A 24,884-nucleotide genomic window follows, 5' to 3' on the forward strand; every position below is an offset into this window, starting at 1 on the left:
TGGTTTTCCGTTATTTAACCGCAGTGTCAGGTTCATTCGTGGATGATGTCGAGTCGCAAATCGTTGAATCGCTGTGTGTCACCGTCATGCCGGGTTCGAGCTTCAGCGACGGGGCCGTCGCCGTCGCGATGTTCGTCGTCAACTGGATGCGGTCGTCCGGCGATCGCCAGGTGTATTGCACTTCCTTCGAGGTGATATCTGTGAACGAGTGAACCGTCTGTTCACGAGCCGATATGGCCGGTGTCCCGTGTTGCTCCATCAGCCCGGACAGGACGTTGATGAAGGTCGCCGGCGTAAACGACTCTATTTTCGTGACTGCGAAAAGACGCCCATCACAGAAGTTGAGATGAAAACTTTCGTACGCCCCGGTGTCTGGTCGAACCCTGTTGATCACTGTGAGCGCTTCCACCTGCTGTACGGTCTCTCCCCGCGCAGTTGCGTTGCGCTCAATGGCTGATTTGGTCTCGCCACTGGCGAAGGACCATGCATCAAACGCCATGCACTTTGTCGCAACGATCAACGGGATGATCGGTAGCAAAAGTACGATTCTCATCTAGCTCGTCGGTTGCCTTTTCTAGTTGGTCTCTCGAAGCCGCGCCCGTGATCCATCGTCTACTTTCGCAGTGTTCACAGCACTGCCATGCGAGTCACTGAATCACACTGCGGTGACGATGTTTCAACCCGGGGTTCGATCAAGACGCGGCGCTTTCACCACATAGAAGAGATAAGCTTCCCTCGCCAGATGCGGCCCCCAGGCCGCGAGTTCGGCATAGAGCGCCTCCACCTGTACGCCCAGACGCCGCAGCCGGGTGTCCGGCCATCCGTTGCCGCTCCCGGGAATCGCGCGCTATCCATGCGATTGGCTGGAAAAAAATGCGACATGATTTTCTGTGCTACCAGATGGTTTTGACGTGCGCGTAGGCGCGAATTTTCTCGTCTTTGGTGACGAGCGGTACCGAATATTTCCGTGCCGTCGCGACAATCATCCGGTCGGCAGGATCTTTGTGAAACTCGCCTGGAAGTTCTACCGATTTGACTGCGATTTCGGAATCGACCGGAACGAAGCGCACCGCTTCGACGTCCCCAACCGCGGCAAGCCAGTTGCCAACGTCCATCGACAGCACGAGTTTCTCCCGCTCGACGAGCATCGCGATCTCCCACGCGGAGATGGACGAAACAAGAATCTCACCGTCGGCAAGTTCGCGCTCGATGGCAGCTTTCGCTTTCCTGCTCAGCGTAGGGTCCACCGTTGCCCACCACACCAGCGCGTGCGTATCCAGAACGATCACTGCGCCGCCTCCCAGTCACCGTCAGCAACCGGGTCGGTGGGGTTGTCGTAACGCACGACCGAACCCCGCAGCAGCTCAAGCGGGCTACGTTCGACACTCCGGTAAGGCCTCACTTCAAGCACAGGCTTACCGTGATCGGTCACAATGACGCTTTCTCCCGATGCCTCGATCTGCCGGAAGAATTCGAGCGCTTTTGCCTTGAACTCGGTTTTGGAAACCAGATTTTCGTCCATGTGTCACCTATAGTCATTGCAACTAGTCACCATCCTAGCATAGGTGACTACAAAGACAGGTCATTTTGTGAAACAGCCAGCATCGCTAGGGGCTGCTCCCGTGTCTGCTGCTGCGCTCAACGGGTGGAATACTGATACTCCAAAATGAAAGAGCCCCGATCGCGCTGATCGTAGCTCCTGTCAGGCCGTTCGCAATGACCAACAGTCGCCCTCGGACCGTCATTGAAGCGCACCACGACGAGCCCGCGTTTGCCGTCCGCTGCGACTTCAACAACACCTGATATCCTGGAGAGATCGGTAAGCACCTCAGCAAGGCCGTTCGCTGTTTCGCGTGAGCGTGTTGCATGATCCGGACACAGGCTGGATGCCGAATGAAATGGTGTCCATGTTCCATTCTCCGGATCTTCCAACATGTCAGAAACATCAGGTGACGAAGTCAGCGCGCCTCGCCGCACTCACCGCGTGTATTCACTGGAGCCAGCAGCAGATCGTGCCGGAGACGCTGCAGCCTGGAAGCTCTGTATCCGCCATCGCGCGTAAACATGGCATCAACGACAATATCATGTTCGAGTGGCCCCGGCAGCATCGCCTTGGCAGGCTGGGCTTGCCGGCATCGACGAGTCCGCCGTCGCAGTGCAGCCAACTGCTGCCGGTCCACGTCATCGATTCACTCGTGCAGTTGCCTGCGGAGCGTGCGATGCCGCCTGAGCCCACAGAGGACGGGCAAGGCATGAAGCCGTCAGGGTGTGAAGTCGAGATCGAGGTTGGCAAACGCCGCGTGCGCATTCGTGGCCTGTCGATGGAGCGTGCCGAGCAGTTCCTGCGCGATTGCCTGCGATGATCGGCCTGCCGACGGGCACACGCATCTGGATTGCCGCCGGCGTGACCGACATGCGCTGCAGCTTCCAGGGCTTGGCCGCAAAGGTCCAGTCGGTCCTTGAGGACAATCCGTTCGGTGGCGATGTGTTTGTGTTTCGGGGCCGTCGAGGTGACACAGTCAAGATTCTCTGGGCCATGGCTGACGGGCTCTGCGTATTCAGCAAGCGACTCAAGAGCGTGCACTTTGTCTGGCCTGAGGCCGACAGCGGCAAGATCCATCTGACGCAGGCCCAACTGTCGATGCTTCTCGAAGGCATCAACTGGAAGCAACCTTCCCGAACGCGCACGCCACTGTCGATGTTGTAAACCGCGCGGGAGGTGCGTAAACTCCCGCGCATGTCTGATACGCCGCCGCTTCCTGACGACATCGATGCCTTGAAGGCGATGCTTGCCGAGCGGGACCTCGTTATCGAGCAACTCAAGGCGATCTCCGGCGAATCGTATCGACTGAAGGAAAAGCGGCAAGCGGGTGTGATTAATCGTATTCCGCCCGCGCAAATCGAGGCAGACGACCTCAAACGAAAACGAAATCCAAAGGAGCCAACCACCCGCCTTGCACTGCAATAACATTTGAAATCGGTGTATCAACTCATGATCGCGTTTGCGTCTGAGGCTGTATCAAGTTGAGATTGCGTTTGACAATAATTTCGACGTCCGACTCAACCAGTGCCTGCGGACGCCGCTACGAGCGATCAGCCTTCTCGCTCGACAGTGAACAATTCCCGGTTGATGAAGCCAGCCACTTTGCTTCGAATGTATGTGTGGTTTTGGTTCATATAAACCGCATAGCCAAGCCGGTCATCGGAATTGCGCAATCCCTGAATAGTTCGAGGTAACCCGAAGGATTTCTGTCGAACGAACTCATTATCAAGGAGCGTAAACCCGCTCACATGGCCCGGTTCTTCTTCGGTAATGAAGCCGATGGCCGCAAACCCATTCCGAGTCGGCACCGCTTCGTCCCCGAGTGGTAGATTCATATTGGCACACACCATCATGCGAATCGGGTCATAGCCGCGAGCCAGCGTCATAAGTTCCGCAATCATGTCGCCACCCGGCCGTGGATTCACTTCGATAACGTGAAAGCGCCCGCCGTCAACCTTGAACTCGACGTGGGCAAACGTGCTGCGTAAATCGATCGCCGACATGACCGCGAGCAGGCCGCCCGAAATCTCCCTGTCCAGTTCTGCATCGAACTGATGAGGATAGATGTGGGCGAGTTCAACGCATCGAGGCGGTGGCGTAATGAATTTCTTCGTAATCCCCAGGATTCGCCACACGCCGCCGTTCGGATCCCAGACCATCTCGGCACTGAACTCGTCGCCACCGACATATTCTTCGACGATGAATTTCCGCGACGACGAATAGCCGCGACTGTTGACCGCTGGTAGCGCCAGAATGTCGCCCACGGCCTCTCGCATATCCGTGGCGCTGTAACACACACGCACCGCGACGCTACCGTTCTCGTCAACAGGCTTGACCACGCAGGGAAAGCCGAATGGCGGCTCATCGATCGCAGCCATGGCGTTCGCTTCGTTGAACACGATGTGACGCAGCTCATAGCGCGACCCGGAAAGTTTCTTGCGAAGCACGCTCTTGAATCGGCATGCCAGCAACGCTGGCACCGACGGATGCGCGTTATTCCCGAGGTACCGGTTGACGATCGAGGACTGCAGCACACGGAAATCATCGAACGCCAGGCACGCGACGATTTTTCGCTCCGATCCGTAAGCGAAATCGAGGATCTTTCCGATGTCGTAGGTATCCACCAACGCAACCTCGTCCGCCACATCGGTCGGATTGGTCACCGAGTTTCGATACTCACCGACATCACGGCTCAGGAAGATGGTGTGATAGCCCATCTCCTTCAAATACTGGATGGCCGAGTACCCATACCCCGACAAATTTGACTCGAGAATCAATACAGCGTCTTTCAATCTCAGCTCCATTTGAATGATCCATTCACGCGCGTAGGTCCAGGTTGTTGCTGATCACGCCGCAGCCAACGCGTTCGCGTACCGCTCGAGCTCCAGCAGGATGACTGGCTCGTGGTGGGCCGCATCGACCCAATCGCAATACGAAGCACGCGACAGCACAAAATCCAGATAACCGCCGATCAATGAATCCGTGATGTCGAGGTATGTCGACGCGCGTGACATCATCGGCAACACCATCGCATCGACGATCGAGTATTCGCCGAACAGGAACGGCCCACCGGACGCTTCCAGCGCGATGTGCATGCCGCGCGTCAGGCGTTCCCACTCGTCCCCCACTGCCCCCGTCGGCCTCATGCGCTTGTCCATTCGTCTTGTGCACCAAAATGGGAAGGTTGAGCGGATTAATGCGAATTCGCTCTGCAGTTCGGTCGCGAGCGAGCGTGCGAATGCCCTCGTCGCCCGATCATGCGGCCAGAGCCGGCCATCGCAGTACTCTTGCGAGACATACTCGCAAATCGCAAGCGTTTCCCAAATGACGATCGATCCATCGTGAAGCACCGGAACGCGCGACGACGGATGGACAAGCGCGGCCGCCTGCTTGAAGTCGTCGGTGAACTCGCGGGATCCCGGAATCGCCTCGAACGGGATCACGATTTCCTCGAACAGAACCGCCGCTTCACGCAACAGTGACCACGGACGCAGTGACCACGACGAATACTTCTTGGTACCGCAGTAAAGCTTCAACATTGCTGGTCACCTGTCCGCATCCACGCCAACGGCGCATACGACATCGCCTTTGTTGATCGCCAGCGTATTAACGAAAAACAGGACAATCCCCTCGTCCTTTGCGAGCGGAACGTAGCCGCCGTCGCACAGCAACGTGTCAAGTCGCCCGACCGCCGTCCCGCGGGACACCTTCATCCCGGGCTGAATCTGCGGATACCACAACCCGTCCAGCTCGGAGGTCAGCGTCCTGAGTGATAGTTCTCGCGGTATCTGAGACGCCGGCATGGCTTCTCCGCACATGCCCAGATGGACCATGACTCGATGAATGCCATCCGTGAGTTGCTGCACGCAAGCGTCGTCGACGCTACCCGAATGCCCCGCCTCGACCAGGATTCCGGGCACATCGATCGAAGAGCTCGCACGGCAGCTGAACCCGTCGCGCGGCGCACCGACGATGTAAGGCAAGCCAAACACCGCCGCGAGCACGCGACTTGCTTCGTTCCCCGCATCGAAGAACGTGAACGGCGTCAACGCTTCGCCAATGTCGCCGGAATGCACGTCGATATAGGCGTCGGATATCGATATCACCTTCGAGAACAGCGCGTGAGCCAGTCGATCGCTCGCGCTTCCATCGGGCGAGCCCGGAAACAACCGGTTGAGGTTCTTGCCATCGACAGGATTCTCGGACACGCTGCGCTTTTTGAACCCTGCCGTGTTCACGACAGGCATGACAATCAGCGTTCCGCTGCGCAATCGATCCGCGTCCCTAGACAGCCGGACCACCGCCTCGATACCGGTGTATTCGCTCGCATGGACGCCACCCGTGACGGTCAGAACCGGGCCAGGCACTTCCGAACGAATCACAAAGAACGGGATAGGATGGCGCATGTCGTCATCGACGACGAAATAGCCTTTGCTCGTACGTCCGACCGGGAACTGATTCAGGTCGAACTCGTTGAAGTTGATAATCGTCATGGTTCTCTCGAAATAATGGAACATCGATTCGATTCCCTAACACCGCGCCGCTCAAACCGTCTCAGGCCGCTCGGACGCTACGTGGGCCTCTTTTCGACTTGTCACGGCGTGCAGCACGAGCACGAATAGGCAGATCATCGAAAGCACCGCGAACAGTCCAGTGCCGCCTAGGTACTGAAGAAGTCCGCCGCCAAGCAACGGCGCGACCGCGCTGCCGAGCGAGTACAGGTTGCCGGCACCGAAGTAGCTGCCGCGGAGGTCGTCGGGCGTCAAGCGATCGATCTTCACGCTGAACGTCGGGAACACGATCAGTTCGCCGAGGCTCAACACGATCGTCGCCAGAACGAGTATCGACATCTGCTTTACGCCCGCTGTGGCGAAACCGACCTGCGCAGCGAACATGAGCGCCAGGCCTATCGTGAGCCTCAACTCGATCGAACGGGCTTCGAGCAATCTCAGCACCGGAAATTGCGCGATGGTCACTGTCGCAGCGTTCACGGCAATCAACCAGGCGACCAGGCGACGGCCGCCGTCCGGACTGGATCGAGCGATGTACTGGACCAACGTCGAATCAAAATTCGCGTAGACCAGCGCGACCAGCATGTTGCAGATCAACAGGGTTACAAAGGCGCGATGGCCGAGAATTCGTGCGCACGCATCGGAAAAGCTTCCCTGCTCGCCAGGGACCTGCGCTGCCTTGCGTGGTTCGAGCTGCCGCAGCAGGGCCCAAAGCACCGCGCCATAGACAAGATGAATCACCCCCACCGTCATGAAAGTCGTGAGCGGATTGGCGATCCCGGCAGTCACCCCGATGAGCGCCCCCGCGGCGACGCCAATGTTCAATGCGAAGTAGCGAAAATAGAGCGCGAACTCGCGATCACCGGCATCGGTCACGCGATCCCCGATCAGCGCCTTGCAGCAGGCTTCCAGTTGAGCGCAACCCATGCTTACCACAAGAATCGACACCGAGTAGCCCGTCAACGAATCGCTTGCGCTCATGAGCATGTAGCCGATCGCCGCCACCACCGTGCTGATGCTGATGACGGCTCTGCGCCCGTACCTGTCGGACAGATAACCCGCATAAATGCCGCTGAATGCGCCGCACGCCGTTGCTACCGCCAGAAAGCCGCCCACCGCGATTGCCGGCAGGCCGAACTTTTCGAACAGCGTGATTGAAAAGAACGGCCAAGCCATGTAGTAGCCGCCCCGCGTCAGCAACGTGCCCAGCAACATCATGTGGATCTCGCGAGGAAGCCGGCGATATCGCGCCATTTGAAAGATTCTCGTTTCCATCAGGTATTCCCATCCCCCACAATCCTGCAGATGTCTGCCGGCCGCTACGGAACCGCGATCCGGAGCGGCCTGCGCGGCCTCGACTACAACGAAGCGATGCACTCGTCGATCAACTTGATCGTCCGCTCGAGCAACGTCGCAGGAATCGTCAACGGCGGCATGAGTTTCAGGACTTCGCCACGCGGCCCCGACATCTCCATCACCACCGCCCGATCAAACATCGCCGCGCGAACGCGCAGCGCATCTTCCGGCCGCGCGAATTCGATTCCCTGAAAGAGGCCGCGGCCCTTTTTCCGGACCAGCAACTTCGGATGCTTCTTCAGCACCGCCTCCAGTCCCAGATCCATGACCTGAATGTTGTCGTCGAGTTGCCCGAGAAAATGCGCGTCTTCCCAGTACGACAACGCGGCTCTCGCCGCCACGAACGCAAGGTTGTTGCCGCGGAACGTGCCGTTATGCTCGCCTGGCGCCCAGATGTCGTACTTAGGGGCGATGAGCACGATCGCCATTGGCAGCCCGTTCCCGCCGATCGACTTCGACAGGCAAATCACGTCCGGTTGAATTCCGAACCGCTCGAAACTGAAGAACGTTCCGGTGCGACCACACCCTGCCTGAATATCGTCGATGATGAGCAACGCCCCCAACTCGGTGGCCAGCGCCTGCAGGCCGCGCAACCATGCCTCAGACGCGACGTTCAGACCGCCTTCCCCCTGAACGGTCTCGACGATGAACGCGGCCGGCTTCGCATACCCAGAACTCGGATCGCCGAACAATTGGCGCGCGTAAGCGATTGAGTCGAAGTTCCCATCGATGTAACAGTCGAACGGCAAGCGCACCACATCGTTCAACGACACACCCGCGGCGGAGCGCTTGAAGTCGTTACCTGTGGCCGCCAGCGCGCCAAGCGAGACACCATGGAAGCCGTTGGTGAACGACGCGACCACCGTGCGCCCTGTCGCCTTGCGAGCCAGCTTCAATGCGGCCTCGACAGCATTCGTGCCGGTCGGCCCGGTGAACTGGATGCGGTAGTCCATGCCGCGCGGACCGAGCACGATTCGCGCGAAATCGCGAAGGAACGCCACCTTGGCCGTCGTCGCGAGATCGAGTCCTTGGACGACCCCGTCGTTGAGCAGGTACTCGACCACCGCATCCTTGATGCGTGCATCGTTGTGCCCGTAGTTGACCGACCCGGCGCCAGCCAGCAGGTCCACATAGGCGTTGCCTGCTTCGTCGTACAGCAGCGCCCCCTTCGCAGTCGAAAATACGGTCGGAAAGCCACGTGAGTACGACCGGACATTCGACTCGATCCGCTCGACGGCGCTCATACCGCATTCATCGACGATGGCCCGGCTCGCTTCCTGTTCTGCAATGTAACCTTCCAGCTTTTCCTCGATATACATGGTCACTCCTGCAATTCGGTTGATTTATTTGAGATCCTTACGATCTTCGGAACGATAATAGGCACCGATGAGCGGCATGAGCGATCGAGCAATCCGATAGCTGAGCGACGGGCGGATCGTGTCCGAAAAGAACGGGCAATGAGCCCGCTCTCCATCACCGATATAGCGAGCCAACGCGAACCCTGCCGACACCGAGGTCGGCACGCCGTGACCGCAATAGCCACCGGCGAACAGAACACGCTCACTGACATGGCCGATCCGTGGTGTTCGATCGCGCGTGAAGGCGAGGCGGCCGCCCCAGCATCGGGCGACGGTGGGGAGCTCTATAGCGTCGCCGAACAGCTCGCGCGCCGCCGCCGCCAGTTCGTTGCCGATGTCCGCGAAATCACCGTATGACGCCAGTGATTTCCGTCCACCGAACAACAGCGTTCCATCCTCAAGAATCCGGAAGTAGTTCGAGTAATTGCTGATCGTGGAGGCCACTTTTCCCGTCGGAAGCAGACGCCTTCGAGTGTCTGGCGACAACGGCTCGGTCGCGACGATGAAGCTGCCCAACGGAACGGTGAAGTGTTGCGCCCCGATACCGAGGGATTCGCTGTATCCGTTGGTCGCAACCACGACGCACTGTGCGCGCACGACGCCGTGCTCGTGTGTCACTTCGACGTCCGACGACGACTCGCGCACCCGGATGACAGGCGCGTCCTCGTGAACGCTCGCCCCGTGCTTCAACGCGATTCGCGCCAACTCTCCCACCAGCTTGCGCGGGTTCAGACATGCGCTCGTCCTATCCGAGATGGCTGCGACGAATCCCGTCGCGCCGATGTGTTCGCGCAGCGCGGCTCCATCCAGAAATTCGATCGGAAGACGAAACACGTCGTGCTGGATGTCGAAATTTCGCCTGAGACGTGCCGCATGACGCGCGGAGCACGCAAGCGACAATCGGCCGGATACCCGCCAATCAATGTCGAGACATTCCTCTTCGACGAGCTTCTGAATCGAGCTCACCGCGTTCAGGAACCATCGAAAATACCGCGCTCCTTCTTCGGCCCCGTAAGCCTCGAGTACGGACGACGCCGATGCGGACGGCCCGATCGTGCAGAAGCCGGCGTTCCGAGAACTTGCGCCGAAACCGATCTGGCGGGCCTCTAGCAACACAACGTCACGCCCGCTCTTCGCCAGCGCGTAGGCCGTCGCAAGACCGGTGAAACCGCCTCCGATGATCACTGTGTCGGCGACCGCCGGCACCGCCGGTGACATCGTCACGACGCGCGCGGGCCCCGCCCAGACCGGTACGCCAAAGCCTAGGTCTGACCGCTCGGAAGCGGTGTGGCCGTTAGGCTTCAATTGCTGCTCCCTCCACCGTCTTCAGGGACGCCCGCAGTGCCGACGAGATTTCTACGGCGCGCAGAGACAGGATGCTGAACGAGCCCGCATCACCGAGCCCGTGCGAGGATTCGCACAGCCCGTTCACGAAGAACGGCGGCGTTCCGTCCACATCACGTGGCTGCAGTGAGTAGTTCCGGTTGATTTGCAAGCCTCCGTTCCGATCCGCTGCGAATGCGGCGCGAATGCCGGTCATCAGCGGATGAATCGGTTCCTCGGCCAGACCTCGCCCGAAGTTCTTGAAGCCGGTGGCCAGAACCACGGCATCCACCTGCAGGGATTGCCTTGCGCCGGTAAGCCGCTCGAGTATCTCGATGCGATAGCGGTCGCCTTCACGCTCGCACGCCTCGACCTCGTGGCTGCGATGCATCCGGATAACCTCTTTGCCTTCGATCCTTTGCGCATACAGCCTCAGATAGAGCTTATGGATCACGTCGCCGTCGGCGGACGAGTAGTTTGTCGCCTTGAGTTCTGCGTTGAGTATCCGTTTGCCCTCGTCGCTCGCGTTGTAGTAGTAGTCGACGAACTCAGGGAAATAGACCTCTTCGCTAAACGGACTCGTATCCTTGAGACGGAATGAGTAAGCGCGATGCACGGCGTGCACCGTTGATGCGGGAAAGCGCGCGGCCAGATCGAGCACAAGCTCGGCAGCACTTTGGCTACCTCCGATCACCGCGATGGCTCCGCCAGCTTCGAGTCTGTCGGCTACCAGCGTAAGCGACTGCTCGTAACGAGTCAGATGAAAGACGTCCGGACCGGCCGCTGGCTCGAATACCTGCGGAATGTTCGGCGTACGCCCGGGTGCGAGCACGACGCTGCGCGCATACCACGTTGCATCGCAAGACTCGATGCGATAAAGGAGCTCACCCTTGACCGTTGTGAGGCTGATCGACTGCACATCCACGCCGTACCGCACGTGCTGCGCAAAATGCCGGGCCACCCACACCACGTAGTCGGCATACTCGCGTCTTAACGGGAATGTGATTCCTAGGTTAAGAAAATCGAATAGCCGCTTGTGGACGTGGAGATAGTTCGTGAATGAATAGTAGCTACGCGGATTGGCCGGAGTGACCAGGTCGCGCAGCGGATGATTCTGGATGTCAGAGTCATCCAGCAGCATTTCTCGCTGCCAGCCAGGTGACTGATGCCGCTCTAGAAACACGTAACTGCCGTCAAATCCGCGCTCTTCGAGTGCAACGGCAAGCGCAATGTTGGCGGGTCCGAATCCGATGCCGACGAAATCCAGTACGTTCATGTTTGTCACGATTTGTATACCTGTGCGGGATTAGATCAAGGCAGCCATGGGCTTTGACAGAGACCAGGTGAGATCAGTAATCTCAGGTTGAACCTCCCAACCTGTGATACTCGGCATCTCCAGACGCACCCTGATGCCCGCCGCGCTTTCCGGCATGAGAGGAGCGAGAACCACTGGCAGCACGTTCGCGACCAGCCCGTAAACAAAGGCTACCTGCTGACGGCCGATCGACGGCACCACGTCGGAGAGACAGTTCGATGCATAGATCAGTAGCGCACTGACGTGTTCAGCAATGCGCTGCGGGCTGAACTTCTCAACCGTATAAAACTGTTCGAAGCGGTCCAAAATCGACTGCAATTCAGTACGTTGTTCGGCCGTCACCTCGAGTCGGTCGCCTGGTCGTACGCCCGCACGTGCGGCCGCATCGATCAACTGCGCGTCGACCTTGCGCCACGGCGAGATCAATCGAGCGTCTAGAAGTTTGTCCATTCCCGCACGCGTAAAATTGACCTTCTGATGCTCGGGGTTGCTGAGTGCTAGGTAATATCGCACACGATCTTTCGGCACTTCAGCTAACAGATCACGGCCCCAGATAAGGTTGCGCTTGCTTGTCGAGAACTTGAAGTTCTCGAATTCATAGAACTCGTTTGTCACGATGAAGTCCGGTTGCCGCATTCGCCCGTCGGCAAACGACATTGCCAAGTGCACCAGCGCGAAAAAGAACGAGTTGTCGTAACCGAGAAACTGCACGATGCGGGTGTCCGCGGTACGCTCCCAGTGCAATGAGCCGTCGTGACGTTTGCCTGCTGCGATCTCGGCTGCATGGATCAGCCCCGGCATCATTTCCGCCCACACGTTGAACACCTGTCCCTCGTGTCCCGGGATCTGTGCTGGAATCCCCCAATCCGAGACATATGTGACCGGATAGTCGGGCAGCGGGCGGGCGAGCAACTCGTCCACCAGTTGCAGCAAATGCGGCCGCCAGTGCTTCGACTTCTCCGAGAAGAACCGCGTGATTTCCTGACGATAGCGTTCCAACTCGAGTACGAACAGCTTCACTTCGGAGCGAACGAGTCCGTGCTTTGGTGCGATCGCGTTACGAGGAAGCTTGAGGGTCGTGGCATCGTTCGGATGGCCACAGTTCTCGCAGATCGCGCCAGCAGTCTCGGCAAAGCACACAGCGCAATGTCCACGCAGGTAGGACTCGAATATCATTGAGCCGTCCACCGCATCCGTCCAGACGTGCTTGGTCTTCGACGTCAGCTTTCCGTGCTCGTAGAGCCGCTGGAAAAACTTCTGGACGAATGCGACGTGTTCAGCATCCGGGTTGTGAAATGTGTCTGCTTCGATACCCGCCATTTCCAACGTTTCGCGAATCTTGTCGGCATAGTCATCGGCCAGCGCCATCGGCATCGCATTCATCTTTGCCGCCGTGGAAACGACATAGGTCTGGTTGTGATCCGAGTAAGAGACGTAAGCTGCCGTCTCGTTCTTCAGTCTTAGGTATCGCGTATAAATATCGGCACCGAGATACGGGCCGCAGATGTGACCGACATGCAGGTCACCATTCGGGGTGGGGGGCGTCGCAGTGACGATTGTCGTTCTTGTCATCTTCCACTCTCGGATTTTTGCCTCTCTAACATATTTTTAGTAAGGTATCCAAACTTAGATGATTATCATAAAGTCGTATTCCTGTTGCCTTTCAGGCGGATGTTGGCGCTCCCCACCAGATGCAAAGCAGCTCAAGCGGCGTTGTCGACGAGACGTTTCTCAGCTTGTGAGTGCTGAAACGCGGCAGATAGATCATGTCGCCCTTCTCGACAGCGCATCGCTCACCCTCGACTTCCATCTCACCGTTTCCCGACAAGATCAGGAACGTTTCTTCTTCGTCGTGATCGTGAGGAGTGGATGCCTGATCAGGAGCGATCGTCATCCATGCACCTCCCCACGAGGGAGTAGTAACGCCATCCCACGGATACAGCCGACGGAAGTCCCCGCCGTATTCCGCTTTGACCACGTCAGTGCTGGCTTTCCGTACCTTCATTTGCGCGTCCTCGTTAGAAAGAATGATCGACCGAAGGGTTCGACAACAGACCCCAAACACTTATCAGGTCGTCGGCTCCAATCATCGACTCGTGACGCGTACCATAGATTCGCTTCAGCCACCGCCACCCTGCAACTTCTCCACGGCCGTGAATGCAGCGATTGTTGTTGAAGATGAGCAATTCTCCGGGCTGCAGGACGATTCGGCGGCATGCAGTCTGTGCAAGCGCCTTGAGCTCGGCAATCGCCGCTTCCGCCCGCTTGTCTGTCGACTGCGTGAACACGGCCCAGCGGATTTCGTCGAAGCCGTCCACGCTTTTGATCACCGGCGAATTCGTCGCGAAAATCTTGTATTTGTTGAGGTTGAACGAATCAGCATGTCGAAAATCGAAGATGCTTTGGCGCAATACGTTCAACGTTTCGGTCGGCAAGCTGCGTTTGATCTCGCCAATCGTCAGCAAATGTGTCGCGGTTTCGGAGTCGTTGTTGATACTCACGAGTGTGAGCACTTCAGGGCGCCCGACCCGGGGCAGAAAAGGATTGTCGACATGAAAGCCGAACTCGATTCGTCCCGCGTTCGATTGCGCGTTTTCCGACCCGGGAATGGGACATACATCATGCAGGATGGCACCGCCCTTCTCTTCCCGATATCCGAAATTTCGCAAACCGACATTTCCGGTCAGACCGGCGAGGATGGCCGAAGTAAATGGCGTTTCGCTCGTCGCCCACTTCTCGGTCGGTTGGTCGACGGGAAGATTCCGCAGAATGAAAAATGGTTCATCCGTCTCGAATAGCTGATTCCTGACGCGCTCGACAGGAATACCAGCCTCGCGTATCGCCGCAGCGAATCGCGTGTTCTTTCGATCGAATTCCAAGCGAACCTCCCGACTGATCGCCGCTCGCAGACCATCGCGGCTTGAGTCGTTCAGCGTATATTCGTATTCGCTGGAGACATGACAAGTCTCAACTCGCTTTGCATCGATATCTTCTCTCATGCGGTCCCCTAAAAAAATAAGCAACGCTTCTTTAGCATTCTTTGCGTTGCGGGTGTGCTACTGGCTAAGGAAACATTGATCAATGAGCCGATCGCAGTTGGTTTGGCGCTTGTGGTTCGAAATTTTTAAAGCGAGAAGGCCACCGAGGAAAAATCTGAGTACTTGCTCCGCCGACTTCCTGCTTTTTGAACTCAAGACAGACTTCTCACCTGACACTGTCACAGCCGCGTACGCGCTGTCACAAGGTTCGCCACCGCGAACAGGCAGAACGGCCGCTCCGTGCCGGACCAGTCCTCGGCAGCGCACTTCGCGATGTCGGAACAGGTTCTTGACGACATAGATTGGGGGGATTGGCCCACGTGCGAATCTGCGCCTTGGTGCATCTTCGGGGCACAACCATTTATGGAATTCTTGGCCGACGGGGACGCCATCGAGGATGGCCCTATCCACGATACGTCCCTTCCTTCATCATCAGCCCGCGCTCACATAGCTCGATCCCGATCTCATCTAACAGCATTTGCGTCAGCTCATCTTCAACCAGTAGGTGCCGGATTCTCGGCAGTGCGGTGGCGTCAGATACGTTCCCGCGTACCAGATCGGTGCTTAGCACGCGTGTAGAGCGTGGCCTCAACAACTTGTTCGATCCTTGCAAGCTCATCAGTCAATTTTTTTGCACTATATAGGGTCGGACGCCGTACCTGCACTAACAGTATCGATAGGTTTTTGGGATTGAATATTGGTGTACGAGGCACAATTCCTCGCCTCGTTTAAGTATTTTTAACATTTAACGGAAGCATCTAATTCGACATCCTAATTGATCGAAATATCTAACTAGTGATCGCTTGAGGAAACGGAAAATAAAGCGCGTTTAGCTGCAGCTCCCAAGGAGCGGGGGTAGCCGGTTATGGTTCGGCGAATGCCTCGTCCATCTGCCGGTAGCGTTTGATTTCGTCGCTCTGGAGGTAGATCGATGTCGTCGCGATCAAGACGAGGCGCAAATTGTCGCGCACTGCCGTCAGCTCCGCACCGCGGGTGAGTGCATGCGTGGCGTGGGTGTCCCGCGTCCAGTGCGGGCTGGCGCGTCGCAGTTTTTCGGCTAGCACAGGATGGATTTGTGCCAATCACATCGGCGGTCATGCGGAAAAAGCGACGCGCTATGTACCACAGACGGGAACGGGTGAGGCCCGTAGCACTGGCGCTGCGCATCAGCGTGCCGCCGGAGCGGATGTATTCGTATCTGCGCGGCATCGTGAAGTCGGAAGACGTGATGAACCGCATTCTCCAGCTGGCGTGCGAACTGTTACCGCCTGGAGGGCGCAAGGCGCCGTGAATGGCGCGTCAGCCAGTGCCCCACTTTAAGGCGGGAAAGTCGTAAGCATTCAACCAAGGCCGTAGCCAAGATTGTTGACGAGTGTGGTCGAAGTGATTACGGTGCAATGCGCCTGCTCCTCAACTTAATCGGCTTTTGCAGCCGCCAACGCTTCATCGCCCACCCTGCGCGGAATCAGATGGAAGTGCACGTGGTGTATTTTCTGTCCGGCAATAGACCCATTATTCGACCCTAAGTTGAATCCGCCGACTGTCGTATCTTCTGCGATGATGGCGTCGCGCATCCGCCGCCCAGGTTCGAACATCGCCGCCAGCTCGACGGGAGCAAGATCAAATGTATCGCAGACGTGCCGCCTTGGAAGATTAAGAGACCGCTTCAAAAAGACCCCGAGGGGGCTGTTAACCTTATCGCCAAGCTGTTAACCTTGGTCGTCTGAACAACCGGAACCACGGGGATGGGCGCACCGATCATTGATGACGAACTATGGGCATTGATAGAGCCTTTGCTGCCACCGGCAAAACCCACGCCGCAAGAAATACCCAGGACGGCTCCCGGTTTCCAACCGGGCTGCACTGAACGGCTTCCTGTTCGTATTCAAGACCGGAATACGCTGGTGCAACCTCTCGACCAAGCTGGGATTCGGCTCCGGGCCAACCTGCTGGAGGCGTTTGCGCGATTGGCAAAGGGCCGGCGTGTGGAGCGCGTTGCACGAACTGCTGCTTGCGAAGTTACGCGAAGCCGGCGAACTCGATTTCTCACGGGCAGCGACCGATTCATCCTCGGTGCGAGCCGTTGGGGCGGGCGAAAAACTGGCCCGAACCCCACCGATCGCTCGCGACCAGGTTCGAAGCATCACATCCTCGTCGACGCCAATGGCGTCCCCATCAGTGCCATCCTGACTGGCGCGAATCGCAACGACGTTACCCAGTTGCTGCCGCTCATCGACGCGGTCCCGCCACTTCGCGGCGTACGCGGCCGACCGCTTCGCACGCCCAAAGTCATCTACGCAGATCGTGGCTATGACTCCGAGCCGCATCGTCAGCGGCTTCGTGCGCGCGGTATCGAACCGGTGATTGCCAGGCGCCGCACGGAACACGGCAGCGGACTCGGCAAGTCCCGTTGGGTGGTCGAACGTACTCACGCAGGCTGCACAATTTTCGCCGTCTTCGCATTCGCTTTGAGCGTCGAGCCGACATTCACGAGGCATTCCTTAAACTCGGTTGTGCGCTCGTCTGCTGGAACATCTTCAGACGTACCGAGCAGTCTTTTTGAAACGGTCTCTAAGTAACGCGGCGCAGTTATTGGATCGGCGATGACAAGCGGCGCGTATCCGGCCCGGCAATGCGTTTTTTCTTCGTGGGGACTGAAATGTCCGCCGGGACCGGATCGTGCGCATAGCTATGCCCGCAGGAGTTGCACGGGCAAGCCATGCGCACATGGTGCGCAAAAGCGCTCTAACTAACGAATACTGTCCAGTGCCTTCGCAAACCTGGCGACCGCACCTTCGACATCATGCAGTTTGTCCAGGCCGAACAGGCCGATGCGGAAGGTCTTGAAGTCTTCGGGCTCGTCACATTGAAGGGGAACGCCGGGCGCGATCTGCAAGCCGGCATCGGCGAACTTCTTGCCGGATCGTATGCCGTCGTCGTCCGTGTAGCTGACCACGACGCCCGGTGCCTGAAAACCTTCGGCCGCCACGCTTTTGAAACCTGCTCCGGTCAAGAGCGAACGAATGCGCTCGCCGAGTTCCAGCTGCTCCGCTCTCACTTTGTCGTAGCCATATGCCTCGGTTTCCTTGATGACGTCGCGCAGCGTCGCGAGACTGTCGGTGGGCATCGTGGCGTGGTACGCGAAGCCGCCGTTCTCGTAGGCTTCCATGATCTGCAGCCATTTGCGAAGATCGCAAGCGAAACTGGTGCTGGTCGTTGCGTCGATTCTTTCGCGGGCGAGCGGGCTCAACATGACCAGCGCGCAGCAGGGTGACGCGCTCCAACCTTTTTGCGGCGCGCTGATCAGCACATCGACACCGCTGGCCTGCATGTCCACCCAGACGGTACCCGAGGCGATGCAATCCAGTACGAACATCCCGCCGACGGCATGGACGGCGTCGGACACCGCGCGCAAATACGAATCGGGCAGCATCATTCCGGATGCAGTTTCGACATGCGGCGCAAAGACCAGGTCCGGCTTGTTTTCCTTGATCGCGGCGACCACTTCTTCGATCGGAGCCGGTGCATAGGCGGCCTGCCTTCCCTGTTCGACGGGGCGCGCCTTCAACACCATCGATTCAGACGGAATACTGCCCATGTCGAAAATCTGCGACCAGCGGAAACTGAACCAGCCATTGCGGATGACCAGACATTTCCTGTTCGTCGCAAACTGCCGGGCAACAGCTTCCATGCCGAACGTCCCGCTGCCCGGGACGACAACGGCCGACTTCGCGTTATAGACTCTTTTCAGGGCGTCGGAGATATCCCGCATGACGCCTTGAAAAAGCTGCGACATATGGTTGATTGATCGGTCGGTGTAAACGACTGAATATTCGAGGAGTCCCTCGCGATCGACATCGGGAAGTAAACCTGGCACGTTCGCCTCCGGTAATGGACAAATAATAGAATCGCAAACCGATTCTAACGAAAGCCACCTGCAACCGCATCGGCATCAACCATGCCATCAAGTCATGCCGGTGGGGAATGCTGCAGTGGCAACAATCGGCACGATTATGAACCTTCGCCGGAGCGAAGTCGCAAAATGCCCCCGACGTTCTTGAAGCCTTCAAGGGCAACGCCTAAGCCAATCGCAGATCCCACAACACATCGAGTACGTACTGCGTGGAACGCTCGACATAACCCGCACGATAGGCAATGGCGAGCCGACGCCACAACGCCGGGCGCAGCGGACGCATGACGATGCGCCCGTCCGGTAACGGCGTAGTGGCCTCATGGGGCAGCAGCGCTGCGCCGTAACCCGCCGCGACCAGACTCTTGATCGCGTCGTTGTAGTTGAGCTGGATGCGCGGCACAGGATGGTGTCCTGCCGTCGCGAACCACTCGGCGGTCAGACGCGAAAGACCCGTGGTCGTGTCATTGAGAATGAGCGGTTGGGCCGCGAGCCATTCAGGCGTGACGCGAGCCGGACACCGCCAGTGCGCCGGCACAAAGGCCATCACGGGGTCGCGGCGCCACGGCTTTATCACGAGTCCCGCCACCGGCGGCTGAGGCAATGCGACGAGTCCGACATCCAGCGTTCCATCCGTCAGCCGGGACAGCGTTTCTTGCGAAGTGAGAACTGCGATCTGAATGTCGATAGCGGGATGGTGCTGGCGCAGCACCTCGAGCGCCTGAGGCAACAGGTGGGCAATAGCGCCGGTCGACGCACCGAGCCGTGCGCGCCCTTCGAGCCCCAACACCTGACGTTGAATATCGTCCAGCGCCTGCTCCGCATCGGCGAGCAGTCGACGCGCGCGCTCCACCAGTACCTCGCCTATGCCCGACGGCTTCACCTGACCGCGCTTGCGTGACAGGAGCGGCGCCCCAATGCGCTCTTCGAGTTCAGCGATATGGAGGCTGACCGTCGGCGGCGCCAGATGCAATGCCCGCGCCGCATCGGCAAACGAGCCGCGGTCGGCAATGGCGACCAGAGTTCGCAGGCGGTCCAGGCTGATCTCTCGCATGTCGACGTCCAGATTCAGAAAAACTGAATGTACAAGTCATGAAATTCAACTTTTCCTATTCTAGCCGTCAATGGAACATAGCGGTTCCTTCTACCTGTCAACCCGCAGCCACCGGAGCATTCCACCTATGCACTCTCCCATTGTTTTCATCGACGGCGACCAGGGCACGACCGGGTTGCAAATCCACGAACGGCTGCGCAACCGGACCGACCTCGAGCTGTTCACGCTTGCCGCTGCCGAACGCAAAGATCCGCGGCGGCGCGCGGAAGCCATCAACGCGTGCGACATCGCCATCCTCTGTTTGCCTGATGCGGCCGCGCGCGAGGCAGTGCACGCCATCGTCAATCCCGCCGTCAGGGTGATCGACGCGAGTTCCGCGCACCGCACACAGCAGGACTGGACATACGGCTTTCCGGAGATGACGCAAGGACAGAGCGAGCGCATTGCGAATGCACGTCGGGTCACCAATCCCGGTTGCTATCCGACCGGAGCAATTGGCTTGCTGCGTCCTCTGCTGGAGGCCGGGCTCATACCAGGCGACTACCCTGTCAGCATTCATGCGGTGTCCGGCTACTCAGGACGCGGGCGTGCCGGCGTGGAGGAACATGAGGGGCAAGCTGCGGCCAACGCGCCTTCATACCTGGTGTATGGTCTTGAACTCGCGCACAAGCACACCCCTGAGATCCAGCAGCACGCCGCGCTCGCGCAGCGCCCCATCTTCGTCCCTGCGTATGGCGCGTTCCGCCAGGGCATCGTGCTGACGGTGCCCCTGGCGTTGCGGCTGCTCGCGCCGGGCGTGGACGGCGCCACGTTGCACGCCTGCCTCGCGCGTCACTATGCCGATGCGGCCCACGTGCGTGTCGAGCCGCTGCACGAATCGGGCGTCGTACCGCACCTGGATCCGCAAGCGCTGAACGGTACGAACGACATGCGCCTGTGCGTGTTTTCCAACATCGAACACGGGCACGTCCTGCTGTCCGCGGTTTTCGATAATCTTGGCAAAGGCGCGTCGGGCGCAGCGGTCCAGAACCTGAACCTGATGCTCGCGCAGCGATAGTGGCCATGCGCAAAGGCGATCATTGGACAAGCTTGCCCAATGTCCGCGCCCACATGGCGCGAACACGCCGGGCACGATCTTCGAACAGATATGAAGCGACCAGCGTGAGCAGACCCGATATCACGCCCGTTATCACGTGCTCCGCAAAGAGCGGACCGTAGTGATTCGGGTGTGCGTAGATATCGCCCACTATCGTCAGGAGCCCAACGATCAGCGCATTGCCGTAACGGTTCTTGTAGAGCTTTGCTGCTGGCGTGAAGGTCAACACCACCGCCAGGATTCCGGTGAGAAGCCCCGTGTTCAAGGCAATCGACCAGTGGGCAATGCTCATGATGTTGCCCCAGCTCCCAGGCATGCATGTCATGCATGCGCTGGTCGGCTGCCAGAAGCGCTTGATGAACAGCATGGCACGATGCTTCCACTCGCTTGACATCATTCACTCCTGTCGACGACCTCGTTGCAGCGGATGCGGCCGCACGTTGTCGTTGAACTGCACATATTCAGCATTCACGCATGCGAACATCATTCTGTGCCTTTGCTCGCAGAACGTCTTTTCACATGATCGATGAACGCGCGCAGCTTCGGCATGATCTGCCGACGATCCGGGTAGTACAGAAACACGCCGGGTATCACGGGCGCGAAGGGCTCCAGCACCTGCACCAGCTTTTTCGCTTTCAATGCTTCCCTGGCGATCGGCGCCGGCAATTGCGCAAGGCCCACGCCTTCGATTGCCGCGCCGAGCATGGTGGGAAAGTCGTTGGCGATGAAGGGGCCGGACACTGCGATCTCGATTGCCTCTCCGTTATCGTTGAATGACCACGGCGCGAGCGCGCCGCCGGATCTCCGCCAGCGCAAGCATGCGTGCTGGCGCAGGTCGTCCGGATGTCGAGGCCGGCTGCGCGCTGCAAAGTAGCCTTGGCTCGCGACGACGGTGAGACGCAATGGGGGCGTCAATGGGACGGCGACCATGTCGGTCGCCACGAACTGGCCTAGCCGGATTCCGGCGTCGAATCCTTCCGCCGCGATATCGATCAGCTTTTCGGTCGCGTCGATTTCGACTTCAACCTCGGGATACGCCTGGCAGAAGGATGCGATCAAGGGCTCCAGCAGAATCGGCACCACCGCACGCGGCACCGATAGCCGCAACAACCCTGCAGGCCGCTGCCCAAGTCCGCGCGCAACCTCGCTGGCGGCCACCAGCTCCTCGAAGGCTGGCTTTGCGCGCGAAAGAAATCGCTCGCCGGCTTCCGTCAGGCCGACACTTCGCGTCGTGCGTATGAAGAGTGCAGCGCCGATACGCGTTTCCAGCACACGTACGGCCTGACTGATGGCCGATGCCGTCACGCCGAGTTCAGCGGCGGCCCGGCGAAAGCTGCGATGCTGCGCCACGCTCAGGAACGCTTCTACTCCGTCGAGCGCACCTTGCCTGACTGTGAAGTTTTGCTTCATAGCTTGTCAACATTGTGATGAATAGTCGCTCACACAGGAGGATGGTACATCTAACGCCGTCTGCCGATACATGTCTGGAGAACCGCCGATGGCCAGCACTTCCATTACAGCCGATGTCTTCACCCAGCGTCCCGCGTGGCGCAGTCTGCGTTGGACCGTCCCGCTGACAGTCCTGTGGGTCGGGTTGATCTACTGGTTGCCGGTCATCCCGACCAGCGGCGTTCCGACGACGGCTCACCAGTTAATGGCGCACGGATTGATCGCGCTTGGTTTGTGGCTGGGTCTCGAACGCGCGGATCTGACTCCGGACCAACGCCGCGCGATCTGGCTGACGATCATGATCACCGACACGCTCTGGTTCGCGCTCGCGTGGAGCTGTGCAATCAACGGCATGTTCCGAACGGACGGCTCGACGTCCTCTGTGCCGATGCTGCCGTTGGCGATCTTCCTGCCGATCATCATCGGCGCGCCGCTGCTGCTTCTTTCGAAGCGCGTGGGACAGGTGCTGGCCGCGACGCCGGCATCCTGGCTCATCGCACTTCAGTTCTACCGGGTATTCGGAAGCTGGGCACTGGCTGCGTGGCTGCGTGGCGCGCTACCAGGCGTATTTGCGTTGCCCGCCGGAACAGGCGATGTGTTGACGGGTCTGTTCGCGCTGCCGGCGGCACTCGCGTTGGCGAGCGGTACGGATCAAGGGCGAAGAGCGGCGATTGCGTGGAATATCTTCGGCCTCGCCGACTTCGTCGTCGCGATTGCGTTGGGCATGGTGACGTCACCCGGCCGATTCCAGTTGATCGTTCCAAGCGTGCAAAGCATTGGCGCCGGCGCTTACCCGGATGTGCTGACGCCAGCTTTCGTGGTGCCGGCCTCGGTCCTGTTGCACGCGCTTTCGCTGCGTCAGTTGCTCGGCCGACGCGCCCGTTGATCCACTCCTTCCCATCCGCACACACGACACCACCTGACGGGAGACATCATGTCATCGGAACGAATCTTCCAGCTGCAGCTTGTACTTGGCTATGTCGCGTGGCTGCTTTGCTTTGTGGAATACATCTGGCCCAGGATCAGGGCGATGAACCCCGTCGACGCGCATCGCGCGATCGCCACCTTGCACAGTTTCCGTTTCTTCGGTCTGGTGTTCATCCTGCCGGGCGTCGTCGGTTCCCATCTTTCCCCGAGCTTCGCCGTATTTGCCGCATACGGCGACCTGGCGACGGGAGTGCTCGCGATGCTGGCGCTGCTCACGGTGCGCATACGGGCACTCTTCTGGTCGTTCGTCCTGGCTTTCAATCTGGCAGGTGCAACCGACCTCATCCTCGATTACTACCACGCCATCCAGACCGATCTTCCTGCGCATGCAGGAGAACTCGGCGCCATGTACGCGATTCCCGTCATCTACGTGCCCTTGCTGATGATTACGCATGTGACCGCCTTTTATCTGCTGCTGCGCGCTCTACCCAAACCCGTGCCGAGCTATTGATCCGTTCATTCGGAGTGACTATTGGAAATCCGAGCCACACGTTGCCCATCGCGTCCGTCTTCAACCTGCCACCCTCGAAGCTGTAGTGTCGTTCTCAGTGCATCGGACTTTGCCCAGTCCCGTTCAAGCCGTACCCGTGCGCGCTCGTCGAGCAAGGCCTGAATGTCATCGGGAATCTCCGTGGCGAGCGGAGTCCAGTCGCGCAACCCGAGTCCCAGCATGGCATCGAAACTGTCGACGGTCGCGCGCCGCGTGGCGCCCGGCAAGTCGCTCTTCATCAGATCCCAAAGCACCGCAAGCGCGTTGGGCATGTTGATATCTTCATTCACCTCAGCATCGAATCGCTCGACAAAGCGTGCATCGGCGACACCGTCTTCGGGCCAACGGGTATAGGCGTGGCGTAGCCGGTTCAACGCCGACTGGGCAGCATCGAGCGATGCCCAGCTGAAATGCAGGTTGCTTCGATAGTGCGCGGTCAGGCACAGATAGCGGTATGCGATCGGATCGATGTGCCTGTCGCGCAGCGTTTGCAAACGAATGAAATCTCCGTCCGACTTCGACATCTTCGTGGCGCTCAAAGTCAAAAAGTGCCCATGCAGCCAGTAGTTCGCGAGTCGCGTACCGTATGCCGCTTCCGTCTGCGCAATCTCATTGCTGTGATGCACGGCAATATGATCTTCGCCTCCGCAATGAATATCGAACCACGTGCCGAGGTACTTCGCAGACATCGCCGAGCACTCGATATGCCACCCTGGAAAGCCACGTCCCCAAGGGCTGTCCCATTCCATCTGCCGCTTGACGTCGGCGGGGCTGAACTTCCACAACGCGAAGTCCGTGATGTTCTTCTTCGCGCCAAGCGCGACGCGTTTGCCCGCCTGCAAGCCGGCACGATCCAGACGCGCGAGATAGCCATAGCTGTCCTGCTTGCCCGTATCGAAGTAGAGGCCGTCGTTCGTCCGGTACACGTAGCCCGCGCGTTCAAGTTCGAGGATAAAAGCAATCTGCTCAGCGATATGATCCGTCGCGCGGCACCAGACCGACGGCTCCAGCAGATTGAGCGCGCGCCAGTCCGACACGAACGCGTCGGTATAGCGGCTCGCGATTGTCCATGCTGACTCGCCCGTGCGTCGACTGCCCTTTTCCATCTTGTCCTCGCCTTCATCTGCATCGGAGACGAGATGGCCCACATCGGTAACGTTCACGACGTGACGCACTTCGTAGCCATTGCGCACCAGCGTGCGACGCAGAATGTCCTCGAAAACATAGGTTCTCAGGTTGCCGATATGCGCATGGTCGTAGACGGTCGGCCCGCAGCAATACATACCGGCACGGCCCGCTTCGATCGATACGAACGGGCGCAAACTGCGCGACCAGGTGTCATACAACATCAGCGGCGGCATGGAACTCTCCGTTCTGCAGCGGTTGCACAAAAAACAAAAAGGCCGCCGGTTTTTCAACGGGCGGCCAGAAGGCGATTGATTCGACGTATAGCA

Annotated in this window: 26 protein-coding genes and 3 pseudogenes; 8 read left to right on the top strand and 21 right to left on the bottom strand. The window is 58.9% G+C overall.

Annotated elements, in window-relative coordinates; genetic code table 11:
* Positions 1 to 10: 10 nt before the first annotated feature.
* The 3 genes from G3N95_RS09965 to G3N95_RS09975 all read right to left on the bottom strand — a co-directional run bounded on the left by G3N95_RS09965 (position 11) and on the right by G3N95_RS09975 (position 1,522).
* The gene (locus G3N95_RS09965; protein ID WP_205969818.1) at positions 11 to 553 is read right to left on the bottom strand and encodes a hypothetical protein; all 543 of its coding nucleotides are present in this window, start codon (positions 551 to 553) and stop codon (positions 11 to 13) included.
* A gap of 340 nt (positions 554 to 893) precedes the next feature.
* Positions 894 to 1,289: a type II toxin-antitoxin system VapC family toxin gene (locus tag G3N95_RS09970; RefSeq protein WP_205969820.1), complete on the bottom strand. Its 396-nt coding sequence runs from the start codon at positions 1,287 to 1,289 to the stop codon at positions 894 to 896.
* The gene (locus G3N95_RS09975; RefSeq protein WP_205969822.1) at positions 1,286 to 1,522 is read right to left on the bottom strand and encodes a type II toxin-antitoxin system Phd/YefM family antitoxin; all 237 of its coding nucleotides are present in this window, start codon (positions 1,520 to 1,522) and stop codon (positions 1,286 to 1,288) included. The genes G3N95_RS09970 and G3N95_RS09975 overlap by 4 nt, the downstream gene beginning before the upstream one ends.
* A gap of 364 nt (positions 1,523 to 1,886) precedes the next feature.
* On the opposite strand from G3N95_RS09975, the gene G3N95_RS09980 reads away from it, so the two are divergent.
* From G3N95_RS09980 to G3N95_RS09990, 3 genes are read left to right on the top strand one after another with little or no spacing between them, the layout of a single operon-like run.
* Complete coding sequence (locus G3N95_RS09980; protein WP_205969823.1) at positions 1,887 to 2,363, top strand: transposase; 477 nt, start codon at positions 1,887 to 1,889, stop codon at positions 2,361 to 2,363.
* Positions 2,360 to 2,707, top strand: a complete 348-nt coding sequence (gene tnpB, locus G3N95_RS09985) for an IS66 family insertion sequence element accessory protein TnpB (protein WP_205969824.1) — start codon at positions 2,360 to 2,362, stop codon at positions 2,705 to 2,707. The genes G3N95_RS09980 and tnpB overlap by 4 nt, the downstream gene beginning before the upstream one ends.
* A gap of 30 nt (positions 2,708 to 2,737) precedes the next feature.
* Positions 2,738 to 2,968, top strand: a complete 231-nt coding sequence (locus G3N95_RS09990) for a hypothetical protein (RefSeq protein WP_205969893.1) — start codon at positions 2,738 to 2,740, stop codon at positions 2,966 to 2,968.
* 125 nt (positions 2,969 to 3,093) lie between these two features.
* On the opposite strand, the gene G3N95_RS09995 is transcribed toward G3N95_RS09990, so the two are convergent.
* The 12 genes and pseudogenes from G3N95_RS09995 to G3N95_RS10045 form a co-directional block, all read right to left on the bottom strand.
* Positions 3,094 to 4,347, bottom strand: a complete 1,254-nt coding sequence (locus G3N95_RS09995; protein ID WP_205969825.1) for an ATP-grasp domain-containing protein — start codon at positions 4,345 to 4,347, stop codon at positions 3,094 to 3,096.
* A gap of 42 nt (positions 4,348 to 4,389) precedes the next feature.
* Positions 4,390 to 5,082 carry a glutathione S-transferase N-terminal domain-containing protein gene (locus G3N95_RS10000; protein ID WP_205969826.1) on the bottom strand — a complete coding sequence of 231 codons (693 nt, stop codon included), beginning with the start codon at positions 5,080 to 5,082 and terminating at the stop codon, positions 4,390 to 4,392.
* A 6-nt stretch (positions 5,083 to 5,088) separates the two neighbouring features.
* The gene (locus G3N95_RS10005) at positions 5,089 to 6,036 is read right to left on the bottom strand and encodes a succinylglutamate desuccinylase/aspartoacylase family protein (protein ID WP_205969827.1); all 948 of its coding nucleotides are present in this window, start codon (positions 6,034 to 6,036) and stop codon (positions 5,089 to 5,091) included.
* Positions 6,037 to 6,087: 51 nt separating this feature from the next.
* On the bottom strand, positions 6,088 to 7,329 hold the full coding sequence (locus G3N95_RS10010; protein WP_205969828.1) for an MFS transporter: 1,242 nt from the start codon (positions 7,327 to 7,329) through the stop codon (positions 6,088 to 6,090).
* 83 nt (positions 7,330 to 7,412) lie between these two features.
* Positions 7,413 to 8,654 (bottom strand): diaminobutyrate--2-oxoglutarate transaminase, encoded by a 1,242-nt coding sequence (ectB, locus tag G3N95_RS10015; RefSeq protein WP_205969829.1) that lies wholly within the window; start codon positions 8,652 to 8,654, stop codon positions 7,413 to 7,415.
* Between the two features lie 99 nt (positions 8,655 to 8,753).
* Positions 8,754 to 10,073 carry an FAD-binding oxidoreductase gene (locus G3N95_RS10020; protein WP_205969830.1) on the bottom strand — a complete coding sequence of 440 codons (1,320 nt, stop codon included), beginning with the start codon at positions 10,071 to 10,073 and terminating at the stop codon, positions 8,754 to 8,756.
* Entirely contained in the window at positions 10,063 to 11,367 is a 1,305-nt protein-coding gene (locus G3N95_RS10025) for a SidA/IucD/PvdA family monooxygenase (protein ID WP_205969831.1), read from the bottom strand. Before G3N95_RS10025 ends, G3N95_RS10020 begins: the two co-directional genes overlap by 11 nt.
* Positions 11,368 to 11,397: 30 nt before the next feature.
* A complete protein-coding gene (locus tag G3N95_RS10030; RefSeq protein WP_205969832.1) occupies positions 11,398 to 12,978 on the bottom strand; it encodes a class I tRNA ligase family protein in 1,581 nt (526 codons plus the stop codon).
* Positions 12,979 to 13,069: 91 nt separating this feature from the next.
* Positions 13,070 to 13,411: a cupin domain-containing protein gene (locus G3N95_RS10035; protein WP_205969833.1), complete on the bottom strand. Its 342-nt coding sequence runs from the start codon at positions 13,409 to 13,411 to the stop codon at positions 13,070 to 13,072.
* Positions 13,412 to 13,424: 13 nt separating this feature from the next.
* The gene (locus G3N95_RS10040) at positions 13,425 to 14,405 is read right to left on the bottom strand and encodes a TauD/TfdA family dioxygenase (protein WP_205969834.1); all 981 of its coding nucleotides are present in this window, start codon (positions 14,403 to 14,405) and stop codon (positions 13,425 to 13,427) included.
* Positions 14,406 to 14,623: 218 nt separating this feature from the next.
* Positions 14,624 to 14,784: pseudogene (locus G3N95_RS40510) on the bottom strand (IS5/IS1182 family transposase); the annotation flags it as partial.
* Positions 14,785 to 15,307: 523 nt separating this feature from the next.
* Positions 15,308 to 15,599: pseudogene (locus G3N95_RS10045) on the bottom strand (integrase); the annotation flags it as partial.
* Between G3N95_RS10045 and G3N95_RS10050 the strand changes: the two are divergent.
* The gene (locus tag G3N95_RS10050; RefSeq protein WP_205969836.1) at positions 15,562 to 15,735 is read left to right on the top strand and encodes a hypothetical protein; all 174 of its coding nucleotides are present in this window, start codon (positions 15,562 to 15,564) and stop codon (positions 15,733 to 15,735) included. The pseudogene G3N95_RS10045 and the gene G3N95_RS10050 sit on opposite strands and share 38 nt — an antisense overlap.
* A gap of 124 nt (positions 15,736 to 15,859) precedes the next feature.
* On the opposite strand, the gene G3N95_RS10055 is transcribed toward G3N95_RS10050, so the two are convergent.
* A complete protein-coding gene (locus G3N95_RS10055) occupies positions 15,860 to 16,114 on the bottom strand; it encodes an HIT domain-containing protein (protein ID WP_205969837.1) in 255 nt (84 codons plus the stop codon).
* 75 nt (positions 16,115 to 16,189) lie between these two features.
* On the opposite strand from G3N95_RS10055, the pseudogene G3N95_RS10060 reads away from it, so the two are divergent.
* Positions 16,190 to 17,007: pseudogene (locus tag G3N95_RS10060) on the top strand (IS5 family transposase).
* 186 nt (positions 17,008 to 17,193) lie between these two features.
* Here the strand turns inward: G3N95_RS10060 and G3N95_RS10065 are convergent.
* On the bottom strand, positions 17,194 to 18,321 hold the full coding sequence (locus G3N95_RS10065; RefSeq protein WP_205969838.1) for an aminotransferase class V-fold PLP-dependent enzyme: 1,128 nt from the start codon (positions 18,319 to 18,321) through the stop codon (positions 17,194 to 17,196).
* 202 nt (positions 18,322 to 18,523) lie between these two features.
* Positions 18,524 to 19,408: a LysR family transcriptional regulator gene (locus G3N95_RS10070; protein ID WP_205969839.1), complete on the bottom strand. Its 885-nt coding sequence runs from the start codon at positions 19,406 to 19,408 to the stop codon at positions 18,524 to 18,526.
* Positions 19,409 to 19,535: 127 nt separating this feature from the next.
* On the opposite strand from G3N95_RS10070, the gene argC reads away from it, so the two are divergent.
* Complete coding sequence (argC, locus tag G3N95_RS10075) at positions 19,536 to 20,465, top strand: N-acetyl-gamma-glutamyl-phosphate reductase (protein ID WP_205969840.1); 930 nt, start codon at positions 19,536 to 19,538, stop codon at positions 20,463 to 20,465.
* A 19-nt stretch (positions 20,466 to 20,484) separates the two neighbouring features.
* On the opposite strand, the gene G3N95_RS10080 is transcribed toward argC, so the two are convergent.
* Together G3N95_RS10080 and G3N95_RS10085 are read right to left on the bottom strand one after the other, a co-directional pair.
* Positions 20,485 to 20,898 (bottom strand): hypothetical protein, encoded by a 414-nt coding sequence (locus G3N95_RS10080; RefSeq protein ID WP_205969888.1) that lies wholly within the window; start codon positions 20,896 to 20,898, stop codon positions 20,485 to 20,487.
* 89 nt (positions 20,899 to 20,987) lie between these two features.
* Positions 20,988 to 21,914, bottom strand: a complete 927-nt coding sequence (locus G3N95_RS10085; RefSeq protein WP_205969841.1) for a LysR family transcriptional regulator — start codon at positions 21,912 to 21,914, stop codon at positions 20,988 to 20,990.
* 88 nt (positions 21,915 to 22,002) lie between these two features.
* Here G3N95_RS10085 and G3N95_RS10090 point away from each other — a divergent pair, with 88 nt between their 5' ends.
* On the top strand, positions 22,003 to 22,839 hold the full coding sequence (locus G3N95_RS10090; RefSeq protein ID WP_205969842.1) for an MFS transporter: 837 nt from the start codon (positions 22,003 to 22,005) through the stop codon (positions 22,837 to 22,839).
* A gap of 144 nt (positions 22,840 to 22,983) precedes the next feature.
* Positions 22,984 to 23,391 (top strand): hypothetical protein, encoded by a 408-nt coding sequence (locus tag G3N95_RS10095; RefSeq protein ID WP_241018346.1) that lies wholly within the window; start codon positions 22,984 to 22,986, stop codon positions 23,389 to 23,391.
* A gap of 5 nt (positions 23,392 to 23,396) precedes the next feature.
* Here G3N95_RS10095 and cysS read toward each other — a convergent pair whose 3' ends face one another.
* Positions 23,397 to 24,791 carry a cysteine--tRNA ligase gene (gene cysS, locus G3N95_RS10100; RefSeq protein WP_205969844.1) on the bottom strand — a complete coding sequence of 465 codons (1,395 nt, stop codon included), beginning with the start codon at positions 24,789 to 24,791 and terminating at the stop codon, positions 23,397 to 23,399.
* Positions 24,792 to 24,884: the final 93 nt, after the last annotated feature.

Source organism: Paraburkholderia sp. Tr-20389 (genome assembly GCF_017104565.1).
Taxonomy (GTDB): Bacteria; Pseudomonadota; Gammaproteobacteria; order Burkholderiales; family Burkholderiaceae; genus Paraburkholderia.

Bases quoted from the DNA above. Each gene is read 5' to 3' on its own strand.
- G3N95_RS10070 (WP_205969839.1), bottom strand. From the start codon at position 19,408: ATGCGAGAGATCAGCCTGGACCGCCTGCGAACTCTGGTCGCCATTGCC.
- G3N95_RS10010 (WP_205969828.1), bottom strand. From the start codon at position 7,329: ATGGAAACGAGAATCTTTCAAATGGCGCGATATCGCCGGCTTCCTCGC.
- G3N95_RS10050 (WP_205969836.1), top strand. From the start codon at position 15,562: ATGTACCACAGACGGGAACGGGTGAGGCCCGTAGCACTGGCGCTGCGC.
- G3N95_RS09990 (WP_205969893.1), top strand. From the start codon at position 2,738: ATGTCTGATACGCCGCCGCTTCCTGACGACATCGATGCCTTGAAGGCG.
- G3N95_RS10085 (WP_205969841.1), bottom strand. From the start codon at position 21,914: ATGAAGCAAAACTTCACAGTCAGGCAAGGTGCGCTCGACGGAGTAGAA.
- G3N95_RS10000 (WP_205969826.1), bottom strand. From the start codon at position 5,082: ATGTTGAAGCTTTACTGCGGTACCAAGAAGTATTCGTCGTGGTCACTG.
- G3N95_RS09980 (WP_205969823.1), top strand. From the start codon at position 1,887: ATGCCGAATGAAATGGTGTCCATGTTCCATTCTCCGGATCTTCCAACA.
- G3N95_RS09975 (WP_205969822.1), bottom strand. From the start codon at position 1,522: ATGGACGAAAATCTGGTTTCCAAAACCGAGTTCAAGGCAAAAGCGCTC.
- G3N95_RS10005 (WP_205969827.1), bottom strand. From the start codon at position 6,036: ATGACGATTATCAACTTCAACGAGTTCGACCTGAATCAGTTCCCGGTC.
- G3N95_RS10035 (WP_205969833.1), bottom strand. From the start codon at position 13,411: ATGAAGGTACGGAAAGCCAGCACTGACGTGGTCAAAGCGGAATACGGC.
- cysS (WP_205969844.1), bottom strand. From the start codon at position 24,791: ATGCCGCCGCTGATGTTGTATGACACCTGGTCGCGCAGTTTGCGCCCG.
- G3N95_RS10080 (WP_205969888.1), bottom strand. From the start codon at position 20,898: ATGTCAAGCGAGTGGAAGCATCGTGCCATGCTGTTCATCAAGCGCTTC.
- G3N95_RS09995 (WP_205969825.1), bottom strand. From the start codon at position 4,347: ATGGAGCTGAGATTGAAAGACGCTGTATTGATTCTCGAGTCAAATTTG.
- G3N95_RS10025 (WP_205969831.1), bottom strand. From the start codon at position 11,367: ATGAACGTACTGGATTTCGTCGGCATCGGATTCGGACCCGCCAACATT.
- tnpB (WP_205969824.1), top strand. From the start codon at position 2,360: ATGATCGGCCTGCCGACGGGCACACGCATCTGGATTGCCGCCGGCGTG.
- G3N95_RS10030 (WP_205969832.1), bottom strand. From the start codon at position 12,978: ATGACAAGAACGACAATCGTCACTGCGACGCCCCCCACCCCGAATGGT.
- G3N95_RS10040 (WP_205969834.1), bottom strand. From the start codon at position 14,405: ATGAGAGAAGATATCGATGCAAAGCGAGTTGAGACTTGTCATGTCTCC.
- G3N95_RS09965 (WP_205969818.1), bottom strand. From the start codon at position 553: ATGAGAATCGTACTTTTGCTACCGATCATCCCGTTGATCGTTGCGACA.
- G3N95_RS10090 (WP_205969842.1), top strand. From the start codon at position 22,003: ATGGCCAGCACTTCCATTACAGCCGATGTCTTCACCCAGCGTCCCGCG.
- G3N95_RS10095 (WP_241018346.1), top strand. From the start codon at position 22,984: ATGAACCCCGTCGACGCGCATCGCGCGATCGCCACCTTGCACAGTTTC.
- argC (WP_205969840.1), top strand. From the start codon at position 19,536: ATGCACTCTCCCATTGTTTTCATCGACGGCGACCAGGGCACGACCGGG.
- ectB (WP_205969829.1), bottom strand. From the start codon at position 8,654: ATGAGCGCCGTCGAGCGGATCGAGTCGAATGTCCGGTCGTACTCACGT.